This window comes from Bremerella sp. P1, assembly GCF_028748185.1.
Lineage (GTDB): Bacteria > Planctomycetota > Planctomycetia > Pirellulales > Pirellulaceae > Bremerella.
Genome location: NZ_CP118164.1, coordinates 1,414,753 through 1,429,882, shown reverse-complemented (window position 1 = coordinate 1,429,882; position 15,130 = coordinate 1,414,753). Strand labels below are relative to the sequence as shown.

General features: G+C 55.7%; 11 protein-coding genes. 6 read left to right on the top strand and 5 right to left on the bottom strand.

Features of this window, described 5'->3' with window-relative positions:
* Window positions 1–10: 10 nt before the first annotated feature.
* Both PSR63_RS06010 and PSR63_RS06005 read right to left on the bottom strand, forming a co-directional pair.
* Window positions 11–1,705 carry a PulJ/GspJ family protein gene (locus tag PSR63_RS06010; RefSeq protein WP_274331594.1) on the bottom strand — a complete coding sequence of 565 codons (1,695 nt, stop codon included), beginning with the start codon at window positions 1,703–1,705 and terminating at the stop codon, window positions 11–13.
* A gap of 254 nt (window positions 1,706–1,959) precedes the next feature.
* A complete protein-coding gene (locus tag PSR63_RS06005; RefSeq protein ID WP_274331592.1) occupies window positions 1,960–2,937 on the bottom strand; it encodes an NAD-dependent epimerase/dehydratase family protein in 978 nt (325 codons plus the stop codon).
* Window positions 2,938–3,335: 398 nt separating this feature from the next.
* Between PSR63_RS06005 and PSR63_RS06000 the strand changes: the two genes are divergently transcribed.
* The 4 genes from PSR63_RS06000 to PSR63_RS05985 all read left to right on the top strand — a co-directional run bounded on the left by PSR63_RS06000 (window position 3,336) and on the right by PSR63_RS05985 (window position 11,376).
* Window positions 3,336–6,593 carry a tetratricopeptide repeat protein gene (locus tag PSR63_RS06000; protein ID WP_274331590.1) on the top strand — a complete coding sequence of 1,086 codons (3,258 nt, stop codon included), beginning with the start codon at window positions 3,336–3,338 and terminating at the stop codon, window positions 6,591–6,593.
* A 66-nt stretch (window positions 6,594–6,659) separates the two neighbouring features.
* Window positions 6,660–7,574 (top strand): MotA/TolQ/ExbB proton channel family protein, encoded by a 915-nt coding sequence (locus PSR63_RS05995; protein ID WP_274331588.1) that lies wholly within the window; start codon window positions 6,660–6,662, stop codon window positions 7,572–7,574.
* Between the two features lie 88 nt (window positions 7,575–7,662).
* On the top strand, window positions 7,663–8,046 hold the full coding sequence (locus PSR63_RS05990; protein ID WP_274331586.1) for an ExbD/TolR family protein: 384 nt from the start codon (window positions 7,663–7,665) through the stop codon (window positions 8,044–8,046).
* A 42-nt stretch (window positions 8,047–8,088) separates the two neighbouring features.
* Window positions 8,089–11,376: a hypothetical protein gene (locus PSR63_RS05985; protein ID WP_274331585.1), complete on the top strand. Its 3,288-nt coding sequence runs from the start codon at window positions 8,089–8,091 to the stop codon at window positions 11,374–11,376.
* A 29-nt stretch (window positions 11,377–11,405) separates the two neighbouring features.
* Here the strand turns inward: PSR63_RS05985 and PSR63_RS05980 are convergent, their stop codons facing one another.
* The gene (locus PSR63_RS05980) at window positions 11,406–11,657 is read right to left on the bottom strand and encodes a winged helix-turn-helix domain-containing protein (protein ID WP_274331584.1); all 252 of its coding nucleotides are present in this window, start codon (window positions 11,655–11,657) and stop codon (window positions 11,406–11,408) included.
* A 93-nt stretch (window positions 11,658–11,750) separates the two neighbouring features.
* Window positions 11,751–12,176: a hypothetical protein gene (locus PSR63_RS05975; protein ID WP_274331583.1), complete on the bottom strand. Its 426-nt coding sequence runs from the start codon at window positions 12,174–12,176 to the stop codon at window positions 11,751–11,753.
* A 234-nt stretch (window positions 12,177–12,410) separates the two neighbouring features.
* Between PSR63_RS05975 and PSR63_RS05970 the strand changes: the two genes are divergently transcribed.
* On the top strand, window positions 12,411–13,328 hold the full coding sequence (locus PSR63_RS05970; protein ID WP_274331582.1) for a tetratricopeptide repeat protein: 918 nt from the start codon (window positions 12,411–12,413) through the stop codon (window positions 13,326–13,328).
* A gap of 198 nt (window positions 13,329–13,526) precedes the next feature.
* A complete protein-coding gene (locus PSR63_RS05965) occupies window positions 13,527–13,766 on the top strand; it encodes a hypothetical protein (protein ID WP_274331580.1) in 240 nt (79 codons plus the stop codon).
* On the opposite strand, the gene PSR63_RS05960 is transcribed toward PSR63_RS05965, so the two are convergent.
* Window positions 13,763–14,920 (bottom strand): phosphatidate phosphatase App1 family protein, encoded by a 1,158-nt coding sequence (locus PSR63_RS05960; RefSeq protein ID WP_274331579.1) that lies wholly within the window; start codon window positions 14,918–14,920, stop codon window positions 13,763–13,765. The two genes, PSR63_RS05965 and PSR63_RS05960, sit on opposite strands and share 4 nt — an antisense overlap.
* Window positions 14,921–15,130: the final 210 nt, after the last annotated feature.

The following is a 15,130-nucleotide window of genomic DNA, read 5'->3' as shown; positions in this document are numbered from 1 at the left end:
CAGGGAAACCCTAATTCGGTAGGAAGTCCGCCACGATCGTATCTTGTCGTACCTGGCGAGTTCCACCTTCGATTGCTCGGACCGTGATCGAAACAGCACGGAGGGCCTTGGAATAGGGTGGTTGCGTTTCTAATTCGCTTGGCTCCAAAGTACCGGTGATCGCGTTGTCGCCGTTGAAGTCGGTGGCCACGTGATCGTCAACGATACCATCACTGTCATCGTCGAAGCCATTGGTACCTTCATCGATTGTGCCGTCACCATCTTGGTCTACCCCGTCTACTTCATAGGAGTAAGGCCATGTGTCGTAGTAGCCGTAGTTCAAGCTCGCAGTGCTCATCATCGAGGGGTTCTGTCGGAAGAAGCTCGAATTAATATTGCCTGCGGTAGGAGTGGTCCCGCCAAAAATTGCCGAGCTGTTCCCCCCGTAAATGGTGATGTTTCCAATTCGTGATTTTGTGTTTGGGCCGAATTGGAAGGTCTGATTGTGATAGCTCGTTCCCGCGGTGGGAGCAGTACGACTCCAGTTCAGGTCAACAAAAGCACCCGCCATGGCATCCGTTGTACTCGCGGCGGTAAAACCGGGATCGCCAGGGGAAAGTGCCAGACTCGGCGACGCGGCGGAATCGTTTCGCACGGGAGCGATCGAGTCGAAGACCCGGACGTCAAACGCCAGCGTATTGGTGAGCATCACGTCTTCGCCTGTTCGGTCCCGAAGATTGGCGCCAGACGCGTCCCATTGGAACGCATGATTAAGTTGCTCGAAGGTCATCAACGCGTGAGGGCGAATGGGGGCTGCGTCGAAAACTGCCGGTACATTCACATTCATGTAAATTGCACTGCCTCCGCTATCTTCATCGACTTGAATGCCAGCAGCAGAGTAAGGTGCATGCGCGACGCGTCGAGAGCGAGTTTGTAGATCTTCGAGCGAGTTGGTCTGCCAGTTCGAAGTGGAAGCCCCTGTCCACATCGAGAGATCGTAATAGTTCATCGCTTCGACGTAGCTGAGCGGATAGGACTCCGTGGGGCCGTCCGAACTTGGGTCACCAACGAAAATATCGGGACGGATCAGCAGAACGCGACGGTAAAGAGTAACGGTTTCGTCCGCATCACGCCCTCCGTTGCCGTTAATGTCCTCAAGCGGCGTGTGTTTGGTGAAGTAGACGATCTCGGCGTAGTGCGAGGTGATGGTGGTGAACGTGCCTGATGTCGTATCGACCCAATACTTGTGAGGGTGGGTGGTCACGGAAAGCGGCTTTAGTTCACCAAAAATCAAACCAACAAACGGTTGATCTTTGCTATAGGCCGTAAAGCAAACGATATCATCCGCATCGCCAGCCATACCGCCTTGAGTTCCGGGATAGTCAGGAAAAGTGGTATCGTCAATGATGTCCGAGGCAGCAAAGTCGACATCGCGATCAGGACCCTCGATGATCTCGAAGTATCCCTGATTGGCACCCGGTTGCACCCACGGCAGAACGTCGACCGTGACGTTGTCCAGGTCGTGCTGAAGGTGGGTCGAAACGCTGCGGAGGTTGCCGGAAAGCTCGATCGTGGCTCGCGCGTCTCGCATCGCCGTGCCCATCATGCCGAAGATTTGGGCCACGGCAGCGAACATGATCAAGGTCAACGCTGTCGCCATCAACATTTCGACGAGCGTCAGTCCGCGCGTTTTGGTAGCGATGTGCGGTGTACGAATATTCCACATACGATGTGCGTCCTGTTGGTTACGCCTGAACTTTCAGTCTGCCCAAGACCGAACTCAGGTTTGCCGTCCTCGCAGGCCATAGGGGCAGCCCCGCGAGCTAGGGAGATAAGTTGCTTGTTGATTAGCTGGCGAAAGAATCGCTGGAAACCGTTAGTATTCCAACTGGTTAAGTATATGGCGCCCCTGTCCCTTATTCCACTGGGAATGTCCCTCGCGGTCAAGCGTTTTGAAGGAATGGGTAGCCCTTGTGGGGGTCAGGCTCGCTTCGACTCGATGACATCGGCGATGATGTCTTCCAGCGTATGCTGCGGTGCGTAGTCAATGCAGTTTTTGATCTTGGTCAGATCAGGCACGCGGCGCGAAATATCCTCGAATTTCGAGTTAAATGCTTCTTCATACGACTGAAATTGAACATCCAGCTCCGGATTCACCTGGCTAATGACCATTTTGGCCAGTTCCAGGATGGTTACCGGTCGGTCGCTGCCAATGTTGAAGACTTCACCCAAGGCGGCATCAGTTCGCATGAGCTTAATGACCGCTCCGATCACATCGGCAACGTGAGCGAAGCAGCGGATCTGGCTGCCGTCATGGTGCACGATAGGAGACTTACCGGCCAATGCCGCGTCGACGAACCGAGGCAGGACCATGCCGTAGGCACCGGTTTGTCGCGGGCCCACCACGTTAAAGAATCGGCCAATGACCACCGGCGTCTTCTTCTGATGCCAATATGCCAGCGTGAGGAACTCGTCGATCGCCTTGGATGCGCCGTAACTCCAGCGAGGACGAGTGGTTGCGCCGAAGACCAGGTCATCTTCTTCGGTCCAGGTATCTTTGGGGTTCTTGCCATACACCTCGGACGTGCTGGCCATGAACATGCGGACTTCGTCTCCTTCCGCATTTCGCCGTTGGACTTCGGCCAGCAGGAGTTCGGTCGGGTAAATGTTCCGTTCGATGGTCTGAATCGGCTCCTGATTGATCAGGGCCACACCGACCGCGGCAGCCAAGTGATAGACTTCGTCGGCCTCATTAACCAACTCTCGGACGAGCGTCCGATCGGAGACCGTGCCGTGGATAAATCGAAAATTAGGGCGGGCCACCAGATGTTCGATGTTTCGTTTCGCCCCGGTCGACTCGTCGTCGACTACGATGACCTCGTTACCCATAGCCAGCAGGGCTTCGGACAAGTGCGAACCAATAAATCCGGCCCCGCCGGTGATCAGAGAAGTTGCCATGCGCTGATTGCTTTGCTGAATAATCGCGAAACGCGATCCATCTCGAAAAACGTTCGTATTGGAGTAGCCTGTCCAATCCGCTTCGCAGGGGGAACTGCCACCCTAGTTCGCTGGGAACGCGTGCGTTGTCCAATTATCGACGATCACGGGACGGCAACTCGTTATCCTACAAGGTTTTTCCCTGCATAGACTGTCAATCCTCTCTATCATGATCGACAATGAGGCTAAAAAAGCTGCAAAGTCCTTTTCGTCACCGAAATTTAGCTCTAGAAATGGTTTCCCAAGGCGGAATAATGAAACTTCACGGAATTTCCGTCACAATAAGGTGAATAGATCACCAGTAAGACCCTCCCCCATCTGCCTGCACTTTGCTGACAAATAACGAGGACCGTTGTTCCATGCTGTCTCAGTTTTCGGGCCATAGCTCCCATAACGCACGATGCGTGACCAAAGGGGCCGAGCCCAGCCGACGAGCACGTTACGTATTTATCCCTGCCGTACTGCTTCTGCTGATTTGCGGTGCATCCGCATGGGGACAGGAGTCGTCGCAAGAGGCCGCTCTGTTTTTCTCGGACGTCGTGAACTACCAGAACGCCGGCGAGTTTGGACTTGCCGCGGACGAATGGAAAAAGTTTGTCGAGAAGTTCCCCAACGATCCCCTAGCGGCCAAGGCGCAAAACTATCTGGCCGTCTGTCAGCTGCAACTTAAGAAGTATGCGGATGCGATCGCCAACTTCGAGACGGTCTTAAAGAAGTATCCCCAGGCCGACTTCCGCGAAGAAGCGATGCTTAACCTGGCTTCGGCGAACTATGCCTGGGCCCAGAACGGTAATCAGGCGAAGTACAAAGATGCAGCCGCACGTTTCACGGATTTGCTGAAATCTTTTCCCAAGACAGAGTTTGCTGATCAGGCTCAGTACTTCCTGGGTGAGTCGCTCTATCTCTCGGGGCAGAAGGAACAATCGATCGCTGCCTACGATCAATTGGTGAAATCGTATCCCCAAAGTCCCCTGGCTCCTGACGCCCTGTACGCTAAAGGGGTGACCCTTGAAGAATTGCAAAAGTACGCGGACGCCCAGAAGGTCTACGACCAGTTCCTGGCGTCGTATGCCGATAACCCCCTGGCGACGGAAGTCACCATGCGAAAGGGGGAAGCTCTGCTTCAGCAAAATCAGTATGCCGACGCAGAGAAACTGTTCGAGCAAGCTGCCAAGCAGAAGGACTTCGACCTGGCCGACCATGCGATGTACCGCCTCGCGTTCTGTGCGCTTCAGGGGGACGAATTGATGCGGGCTGGCAACGCCTACGCTCGCATTCCGTTGGACTTTCCCAAGTCGACCTATGCACCCGAAGCAACGATGCTCGCCGGACGTTGTTACTATCGTGCCGGGCGGCTCGATGATGCGGCCCGCTGGCTGGCAGCGGCCGGACGACAGGGCGGTCAATTTGAAGTGGAAGCCGCACATTGGTTGGCCCGCGTCTACTTGCAGCAAGGGAAAGCCGCCGAGGCCGAAGCATTGGCCAAGGCGATTCTGCCAAAGGCGAACGGCAATGATTTTCTAGTCGCTTTGAAGATGGACATGGCCGATGCCATCTATGAGCAGCCGCAACGAAGCAAAGAGTCGATCGCCCTTTACGAGCGAATTGCCAAGGATCATGCCGATAAGCCTGAGGCTCCCCAAGCCCTCTATAACGCTGCATTTGCCGCGCTTGAAACCCGCGACTTCGCTAAGGCTTCGGCCCTTTCGGATGAGTTCGCGAAGAAGTATCCACAGGATCAGTCGCGTCTCGATGCGATGTACGTCGGTGCGGAAGCCAAGCTGCAAACCGATAAACTTGCCGAAGCCGAGAAGTCTCTGAAGACACTGATTACCGAAGGGAAGCAGCGTCCTGAGGCTGCTCGCTGGCAACTGCGTCTGGCACTCACACAGTACCTGCAGAATAAGTTTGCCGACGTCGAAAAGACGATCGCCTCGGTTCAATCTTCGCTCAAAGATGCAGACCTTCTGGCCCAGGCGAATTACCTGGTCGGGGCGAGTGCTTTTCAGCAGAGCCAATTCGACAAAGCAAAAAAGGCGTTGGAAGCTTCCGTGAAAGCTTCGACAAGCTGGGCTCAGGCGGACGAGGCCCGCTTGATGTTGGCCCGTACCCTGCACGCCAAAGGCGACACGACAGCGGCCATTCAGCAAGCTCAGGGAATTGTTTCGAGCTATCCGAATAGCCAGATCCTGGATCAGGTCAACTTCCGGCTGGGTGAATTTCTGTTCGCCGCCAATCGTTTTGACGAAGCGGCTGCCGCGTATGCCCAGGTATTGGCGAAGTCTCCCAGTTCTACGCTCGCACCGCATGCTTTGTATGGACAAGCATGGGCCTACCTCAAACAGCCCAATCCAGCAAAAGCCGATCAAGCATTTGGTGAGTTGATCGCCAAGCACGACGGACACGAACTAATCGTCGATGCCTATACCGGTCGGGCAATTGCACGTCGCTCGGAAGGGAAGTTCAAAGAAGCGATTGACGATTTGAATCAGGTCGTCGCCAAGAGCAAGGATCCTAGTCAGAAGCTAGAGGCCGAGTACCTGAAGGGCGTCAGCCTGGTGGATGCGAAGAATCCGGCGGAAGCAGAAAAGGTCTTCACGGCGATTCATCAGCAGAATCCCGAGTTCGCCAGCGACGACAAGGTCCTTTACGAGTTGGCGTGGGCTCAACGCGCCCAAGGAAAGGGTGACGCATCGAACGCCAGCTTCCAGCAACTTGCCAAAGCTCACCCGCAAAGCCCACTCGCCGCAGAGGCCATGTACCACGTGGGCGAATCGTTCTACGCCAAGGATAACTTTGCGGAAGCCGAAACTTGGTATACGTCGTCGGCCAAACAGGCCAAGGCCCCTGAAATTGGTGAAAAGGCAATTTACAAACAGGCCTGGTCCCAATATCAGCAGGGCAAGACGAACGAAGCCTTGGACGGATTCGGCAGTCAGATTACCAAATTCCCCAACGGTCCTTTGGCGTCGGATGCAATCTTTATGCAGGGCGAATGCTTTTACAAAGATAAGCAGTACGACGCAGCACTCGATTCGTACGGTCGAGTTGATCCCAAGCGACTTTCGAGCGATGAAATGCGATCGCTGCTGATGTTGCATGCCGGTCAATCGGCCAGCCAGCAAAAGCTGTGGGGCGAAGCAAAGAAGTGGTTCGATCAGCTGGTCGAGCAATTGCCGAGTTCGCCGCTTTTGGGCGAAACGTACTATGAAATCGGCTGGGCCAATTACAACGAAAAGAAGACACCTGAAGCAATCGACTACTTCAATAAGGCTGCCGAAGAGTCACGTGGCTTGGCCGGTGCCCGGGCTCGATTCATGCTAGGCGAAATCTACTTCGAGCAGAAGAAGTACGATGATGCCCTAGGGCAATTCAAACGCGTGGTCTATGGCTTTGGTGGTGAGCAATCGCTCGATAGCGTAAAGCCATGGCAGGCCAAGTGCGCCTATGAAATCGGTCGTTGCAATGAAGTGCAGATTCGCCAGGCTCCGCCCGCCGAGAAAGCAACGTTTGTTGATGAAGCGAAGAAGTTTTACACCCTAGTTGTCCAGCGATTTCCGCAAGCACCGGAAGCCAAGCTGGCCCAGGCCCGGCTTGAAGCCTTGGCCCAACTTTAACGCCGAACTCGGCGAAGTGACCTGTCCGAAATGAATGATTCAACGCGACTTGGAAGCCACTCCTGTATGACACCGATGGCTCGCTCGATACTTTTTCTCCTGGCCGTAATGGCCTTTGCGTTACCGGTTCTTGCACAAGACGGTGGTGCTGCAGTTGACCCGTCGAACGATGAAGAGTCGCCGGCAATCATTGAGCAGCGTCTCAGTGAGACCGACTCGCTGACGTTGGTCAGCCTGATTTTGCGTGGCGGCAAAATGATGATCCCACTGGGGATCATGTCGGTTGTCGTCGTCGCGTTGACGCTCGAGCGGCTCTTCGCACTGCGAAAGTCGAAGATCATTCCCTATCAACTTCAACGGGAGCTATCCCAGTTGCGTCTTTCGGAGAAGGGGCTCGACCCGCGTGAGGCGTACAAGCTGTGCAAGAAGTATCCTTCCGCGTTAGCGAATGTCATCAAGACAATGCTCCTGCGCATCGGTCGTCCGCAGTCGGAAGTGGAACACTCCGTTGCCGAAGCCACGGAACGTGAAGCGGATCGCCTGTATGGCAATGTCCGCTGGATCGCCTTGATGGGTAGCGTGGCACCGCTGTTAGGGCTGATGGGTACCGTCTGGGGTATTATCTGGACGTTTTATAAAACAACCCAGTTGGAAATCGGAGCTGACCGTGCCGACCAGCTAGCTGGCGGTATCTTTGTGGCCCTGGTCACAACACTCGGCGGTTTGACGATTGCCATTCCCGCGATGATCTTCGCCCAGTACTTTGAAAGTCGTATTGTGGCGCTGTTTCACGAAATGGACGAAATCCTGTTCGATTTGATCCCTGGCTTCGAGCATTACGAGGGGAAGCTGCGAGCGAAGCACCGCACGTACGAGGGACCATCCACACCGGCGGTGAAAACCATGGAGCCACCCAAGACCGCGGCTCCCGGTGGAACTTTAGATGGCTCGCAAACGCAAGCGTTGCCCAGGTCGCAGTAGTCGTCGGTATTGTTGATCCCTCAAGAACGTATTTGCGAAGAAGACCAAGCCCGTGGCAGTCAAACTCAATCGTGGACGAGCTCGATCGATGTTGGATATTACTCCACTGATCGATATCGTCTTTTTATTGCTGATTTTCTTCATGGTGATGACTCGCTTCGATGAAGAGGATTACAAGTTGGATGTCGTGTTGCCGACGGCCAGCGAGGCTCAGCCGTTGATTTCGCAGCCGCGCGAGCTGTTCATCAACATTGATGCGGATGGTCGCTTTTTTGTACGCGGCGATGAACGTTCCATTACGGATATCGAAGAGATCCTCGAACAAACAGCCGCCGATAATCCCGAAAGCTCGGTGATTATTCGAGCGGACAAAGAAAGCAAGATTGAATTTAGCGTTCAAGTGATGAACGCCTGTAATAAGGCCAAGCTTAGTAACTACTCGATCAGCACTGCTGCTCTCGAGGCAAACTAAGTAGCAATCGCTCCGCAAAAACCTGGAGCTTAGCGGAATACCATGGCAAAGCACTGGAGAACTGACCAGCAAAGCGAGCAGCTCTTGTCGACCGACGAGAAGGCGTGGCCCGTCTATACGGCGTTCACGTTCTTCATGCTGTACTTTGGCGCGTCGAGCTATCTTCTGTTCGACTGGAATCACGAACTGTGGTACTTCAACGCCAAGGTCTACATCGCATTCGCAGTGGTGGCCTGGTTGGTGGGTCTGGCCATCATTCCTCTGCTCGATCTGGGGAGCGTTCGTCGTGGTATTCAGCTTTCGATCGTGCTGAGCCTGGTGCTGCACCTAAGCATGTTTCTCGGGATGGTTGCGATTGACGTTGGCGAAGTGGCCGACAGCTCACTCAACCAGAACCGCGAGAATTCGCCACAGCGGCAACCGGTGGTGATTCCCGACTACAGCCCCGCTCAGATCAACGAAGATCGCGATGCCGAACGCGAGTACGAACAACCCGTCGAAACGAAAGAGGCCGAAGCCCAGGTTGATCCGCTCGAGCAGGAAAAGATTGAGCACGAGCAGCCGGAAATGAAAGAGAACGATGTCTCGCAGGAAGAGCTTCCACGCGAAGTCCAGCCTGAGGAGATGCAGCGTCGCGAGCAGCAGGTAGAACAGCCCAAACAGGAAACACTGCAAGACCTGCCATCGGAGCTTGCCAAGCAGGCCCGCGAAATGCAGCAACGCGAAGTCGAACAGGCTCAGCAGATTGAAGTCCAGCGACAAGAGGAACGTCAGCCTGAATTGTCTGCCGCAGCCGCAGCCGCACAGCGTTCCGCCCAGGCCCTCGAAATGCAGCGTCAGGCATCCAACATTCAAGATGCTGTTCAACGGATGACCGATCTTCAGCGGCAAAATACCGCGCAAGACCTGCCGAGTCTTTCCCCCAGCCAGGCCCAGGAAGTTCAGCGACAGCGAACCGAAACCAACAATATTGCACGAACCCAGGCCGAGAACGTCGAGGTTCAGCGAAATAACCCACAGCAAGTTCGCGCCCAGGCTCAAGCCGCCGATCTCGCTCGTCAGGAAGCCCAGCAGCGAGCCAATCAGCCTCGTGCGACGGTCCAATCGCCAAGTCCGACCACGTTGGCTTCCAGCATGGCGATGACACGGAGCCAGCAGAACACGGAGATGCAAATCGCTCCATCTTCTTCATCGGCTGACATCGCTCGTAATGCTTCGTCGAGCAACTTGCCCACGATCAATACGACCGTTAGCGATCAACTTCCTCGACCTACGCCGGGTCAGTCGAACAATTCGCAGCTCAGACCAGCCACCGGAAGTGTTGCTCGGCAAGAGGTTGGTGGCGACGGCGTGACGGCCAACGCCACAAACCCAGGCCAACTTTGGGCCCGTCCTTCCACAGCCGATCGCACAGCGGAGATGGTTCAACAACATGGTGCCACACGTAGTACGGCTTCGCGTGACGAAGGGATCGTGACGAGTAATCAGGCGAACCCATCGATCGGCCGAACACCTTCGGCCGGTGCTCAAGCGATGACCGGTCCGAGTGCCCAGATCAATTTCCAGGGACCCGCCAATGGTAATCAAGCGGCAGCAAATGCCGATGCGTTGGCTTCCGGACAGTTCTCGTCACCTTCGATGAACGTTGGTCGAGCTAACGGTAATGGAGCCGATCAAATCGGTACTGGTCAGGTCGGAGCCGCCGAAGTCGGAACGCCGGGGGCTAATCGTGGTACGGACTTCTCGGCACTCTCGCGTGGAACCGGCAATCGTGGCAACGATGGTCCTTCGCTGTCTGAAATGGCCTCGGGAACCCAGGGCCTGCCCGGTAGTCGGACGCCAGGAGCGAGCCCGGTCATCGGCACCCGAGCAACCGCTGACGGTGTACCTGGAGGTGGCGGCGGAGCGATGCAGCCAGGTGGTGGCGACATTGCTGGTTCGCTACCGGGCTTGGGTAGCGTGCCCGAAATTCGTCGGCGAAATGTCGGTGGTCCGGCAATGCCTTCAGGCAGGCCAGGCGTGAATGATCTCGCAGGGGCACCAATCGGTGCGGCCACGCAGCCAGGGTTCATCGGACGCCGACGCACAAGTGACGCTCCCCAGATTACGACGAACATGGCGAACATTCCTGTTCGATCTCCTGGCCGTCGTGGTCCACTGTTGAGCACCAGGGCTGCTGTGCCAACCGAAGCATTCAGCCGCCGTGCAATGCGGAAAGGAGAAGGGGCAGGGGATGGCTCACGTCGACCTAGCCGCGAAACGGAAGAAGCCATCGAGCGTGGTCTCGCGTTCCTGGCCCGCCATCAGTCCTCAGATGGACGCTGGAGTTTGAAGGGTTTCGCTGCGGTCCACCCTGAGAACTTCAACATCTACCGCAACGAACTGGCAACCCTCAACTCCGATACGGCCGCGACGGGGCTCTCGCTGCTGGCCTTCCTGGGGGCTGGCTATGACCATCTGAGCGATAAGTACGAAACGGAAGTTCGCGGTGGCGTCACGTTCCTCGTTGAGAATCAGAAACCAAACGGCGACCTCTACATAGAAATGGACGCCACTTCGAATTCCAGTTGCCGTCTATACAGCCATGCCATTGCCGCCTTGTCCTTGTGCGAAGCCTACGGCATGACGCAAGATGAATCGCTGCGTGGGCCGGCTCAAAAGGCGCTGGATTACATCGAGGCCGCTCAAGATCCCGAACTGGGTGGATGGCGGTACACGCCAGGTAACGGTAGCGATACCTCGGTGACTGGCTGGATGATGTTGGCTCTCAAGAGTGGTCAGCTGGCTGGACTGCGGGTTGATCCCAAGTCATTTGAAGGGATCCGCAAGTGGTTGGCCTCGGCCGAATCACGTCAGCGTGGCCGTGCCGTTTACGTTTACAACCCCAATGCTCCTGACACACCGCAGCAGCGACATGGCCGTGACCCAAGCCAAACGATGACCGCCGTGGGGGCTTTGATTCAACTCTACTTGGGCAATCGACGCGATAGCCGTATTCTGCAGGACAGCGCGGATTACCTGAAAGAAAACCTGCCCTCGCTGGGTACTCCGGAAGCTCCGCTAAGGGATACCTACTATTGGTATTACGCCACCCAAGTGATGTTCCACATGCGTGGCGAACACTGGGAAGCCTGGGACAACAATCTGCACGTCATGCTGGAGCAAACCCAGGTTCAGGAAGGTCCTGCAGCCGGTAGTTGGGATCCGAAGGGAGACATTCCGGACCGCTGGGGCGGTTTTGCCGGACGCATCTACGTGACGACAATGAACCTGCTATCACTGGAAGTGTATCACCGTCACTTGCCGATCTACGACGAAGTCGCCAACTAATTGACCGCGAACCAATAGTCCCGCCAGTCTTACGGCTCTGGCGGGCCGTGCTCGTCGATCAGGCCAATCAGCTTGTTGCGGCCTTTCTCGAAGAAGAACAGCTTGTTCTCGCGTGCCAGCCATCCAACGGCTTGCAGGACAATGTCCTTCTTTTCACCCACCTCTTTGGCCAGTTTGGTGATGGTGACGGGACCTTCGGCTGATAGATAGGCCCAGACGTGGCCTGAGGTTTCCCCGATTTTTTGCAGGGTGTCTTCGTGGAGATCGGTGGAAGTCGACATCGCGAGGCTCTCCTCAAGTTGAGAATCGTAGATGAATGATCCGCCAACAGAGAAGATTATAGTGGACGCAAACGTCCCCTTTCCAGTGTTCTCCTACGAGCGAATCAGGTCGTGCGTAATGGCGGAAAAGACCCGTTCCATTTCATCGAACTCGCGATCTTCCCCCTGGTAAAGGATCACGCAGGGACGCACGCCCAGCATCAACGCGCGGATCTTGGCTTGGACCAAAAAGTCGAGGCAGTAGAAGTTTAGGTCGCATCCAATCAGGTCGACGCCCTCAATCGTTTGCTCGGCAGGAACAGACTCGAAGTCGGTGTATTCCTCGCTTAAGGCGTCGCGAACGGCGTCAACCAGCGCCTCAAGCTCGGTGCCTGGTTCGTAGATCATTAACGTCCAGAACGCTTCGGTGGGACTGTGGACCGAGACACTCCGCGGCCAGGCGTTGGTCTGATCTTCCGAAATTCGCCAGTTCTCGGGGTAAGAGAACTTCACGCCTAAATTGTCGTATGTGGCAACCACGGCAGCCTTCGATGCGTAATGGTTCAAAGAGTTCGGGCAAAGTCGCCCTCGGGAAAGAATTCGATCTATTCCCCCGTATTTTAACGGGTTTAGCTTGTTTGCCTATTGGCGATCAATCAGACAAGCCGAGCCTGATCTAGGATGAAAAACGCAGGTTTGGTAGTCTCTGCCAGTTAACTACCTACGGCGAACGATTCGCTGGAAACCCCTATGGAATGGATGCAATCCTCGGAAATGGCTAGGAGCCGCGCCTTCTGCGCAAGCGGAATCGTGCTGGGTGCGCTCGTGCTAGCAGTTCTCGGCGGTTGCAGTACGTTCAGTCAGGCGAATGCCTCGCATCAAAAGATCGTTCAGGCTCGTCAATTGACGCAGCGCGGTGTTCAAGCGATGCACCGCGACGACTGGGAGAATGCGGAAAAGCTGTTGGCTGAGGCCAAGAAGAACGCTCCCTACGATCTTCAAGCGAGAATGCATTATGCCGAGACGCTCTGGAAGACCGGCAAGCAAGCCGAAGCGATTGCGGAATTGGAATCAGCCCAAACGCTGGGAAGCGACGACCCCGATCTACATTCACGCATCGGTCGGATGTATCTCGATTCTGGTGATCCGACCAAGGCCCACATTTCCGCGAACAGGGCGATTGAATGCGATCCGAAATATGCCCCTGCATGGCAGCTTCAAGGCGACCTGGCACTGGTACGTAGAGACCTGGAATCGGCGAAGCTTTGTTACATTCGAGCCGCGACCAATAGCGAAGCGACCAACCGCGATGTCCAGTTGAGATTGGCATCGACCTACCGGCAGTTGGGGCAACCGAGCCAGGCTCTGGCGTGCATCTCGATGGTCCAACAAGTTGAGTTCGGTCATCGCTTGCCGCCGGACGTGGGTGTCGAGCAGGCCTTGGCCTACCGCGATCTCGGCCGGCACCTGGACGCAGCCGATTGTCTGGCCGAACTCGCCGAGACGAACGACATGACCGCCGACCTGCTTTATACTTGGGCTGAGTGTGAAGTGGCCGCCGGCAGGTTGGCTCGAGCCGAGTATGCCGCCAACTCGGCGCTACAGGTCAATCCACAGCACGCTTCGGCTTTGCAGTTGGTCGGGCAATTGCCCGTCTTCCGTCAGCAGGCCCAGCAGTCCATCCGGCGATAGACTCGCTGCTTTGGTCAGGTACGGCTGTGCCGGTTATACCGATCGCTCAGATGCGTTCTTCTCAAGTCCCCTCGCTACGTGTGGCAATCTGTCATCATGGTTTGACTTCGCCAACATGCGATCTAGGTTTTCAAGACCGAACTACGGAGTTCTTTCCGTAAACGTATCGAAGAAGACTGACTGTCGGAGATGTCTAAGATGAATCAACCTGTGCCTGCGACGACGACTCCTTTTGTCGACCGACGTAGCCCTCGTAAGGCGGGCGAAACGCCGGTCTTCGAGCGTCGCCAATTCACCAACAGCCACGAAGGCTTGTCCCCCGGTGCTCAGGAATTGGCCTTGGCGATCGACGAATACAAGCTTCGCAATCGTCGCCGATTCATCACGTACGAAGAGATGTACGAGATCATCACCGGGTTGGGATACACCCAAGTCTAAGACGACGGCAACGACTTGCCGTCCCCATTGGCTTCTACGGACGAAAGCTTCGGAGAAGCTGGCATGTCATAGTCACTTATTTGAGAAGCGCAGGTGAATCGCTGCCACTTCTCTTCCGGGACTCGCCTGAATGCTTTGGCAAAGCGATGATCCGTCGACTTCTTGCCTCCCAGGTCGCGAATGAAGATTTTCACGACCTGATCAGGAAACTTGCGAGCCATCACGCCGTACGTTTCCGGGTCTTTCTCTCCCGAATCCCCCACCATTACGAATTTGCGGTCGGGGAAAGTCCGCAGCAATTGCTTGATCGCTTTTCGCTTGCCCCAACGCCGTGCGATGAACAATTGCAGCACCGTTGGATCGCGGAAGCGGACACTCTTCATATGAAACGAACCATCTGGCAAGCCTTGGTCGCGAAACAGTTCCGACAAAGGTTCAAACAACTGCCAGGGACTGCTGGTCACATAGTGAAATGAAGCGCCTTGCTCCTGCCACTTCTGATACAGCTCGACCATGCCGGGCACGGTTGCGAACTCGTGCAGAAAGGTGTTGGCCAGCATGTCTTTTCGCGTGGCGACCTGAGTATGTTTGACGGTGTCGTCAATGTCGGAGATGACCGAGATCCCATCGCGATCGATTAGCTTCACCAAGCCTTCCAGTGGGGTGGCCACTTCGAACTTCGAATGAATCGCGTAGCGCACGTGGCGAGTCGCCCCCACCGTCATGGCAATGGTGTCGACGTCTTCGTTGGGAATGAGCACCGTTCCACGGAACTGGCCATTCTTCTTGGTCTTGCCTTGCAGTTGGTAGATCTTGTCGCCGATCTTAACCGCGATCTCTCTGCCGCCGTGTTGGTGAACGGTGAAGCCGAGGATCCGCTGCTTGAAGACGCTAGTATCGAGTTGTTCTGGTGTCGCCCCCATCAAGCGTGCCAGCAGGCGGATCATGATCTTGCGGGGAAGGTTCGCAGGCACAGCCTCGAAAACACTTCCGTGGACCTGCAGAATCCACCCGCTTTGATCAGGCGCCGGATAGGCATAGGAAGGGTAGAGCACAACGCGCTCGTTGTCCTTCAAATTGCTGAGGGCAGTCTCATCGGGAAACATGCGCTGCCTGCGATGGGCCTCCAAATCACGAAACGATAATAGCATCATCCCCTTTGCCACTGCGTTGTCCGTCCTGCGAGGGGGATTTGCCATTTCGCATTCTACTGTAACGACGGCGTTCCTTGCAGCGATCCCTGGGAGAAAGTTGTCACAAGTGGCCGTTGATTCTCGTTTTCCTTTGCCAATAGGGCGTTCTAGGGGGTGATTCGCCGCGAAGCGGCCGATCTTACGGTCTTCCGACTTGGGAAGTCTTAACGA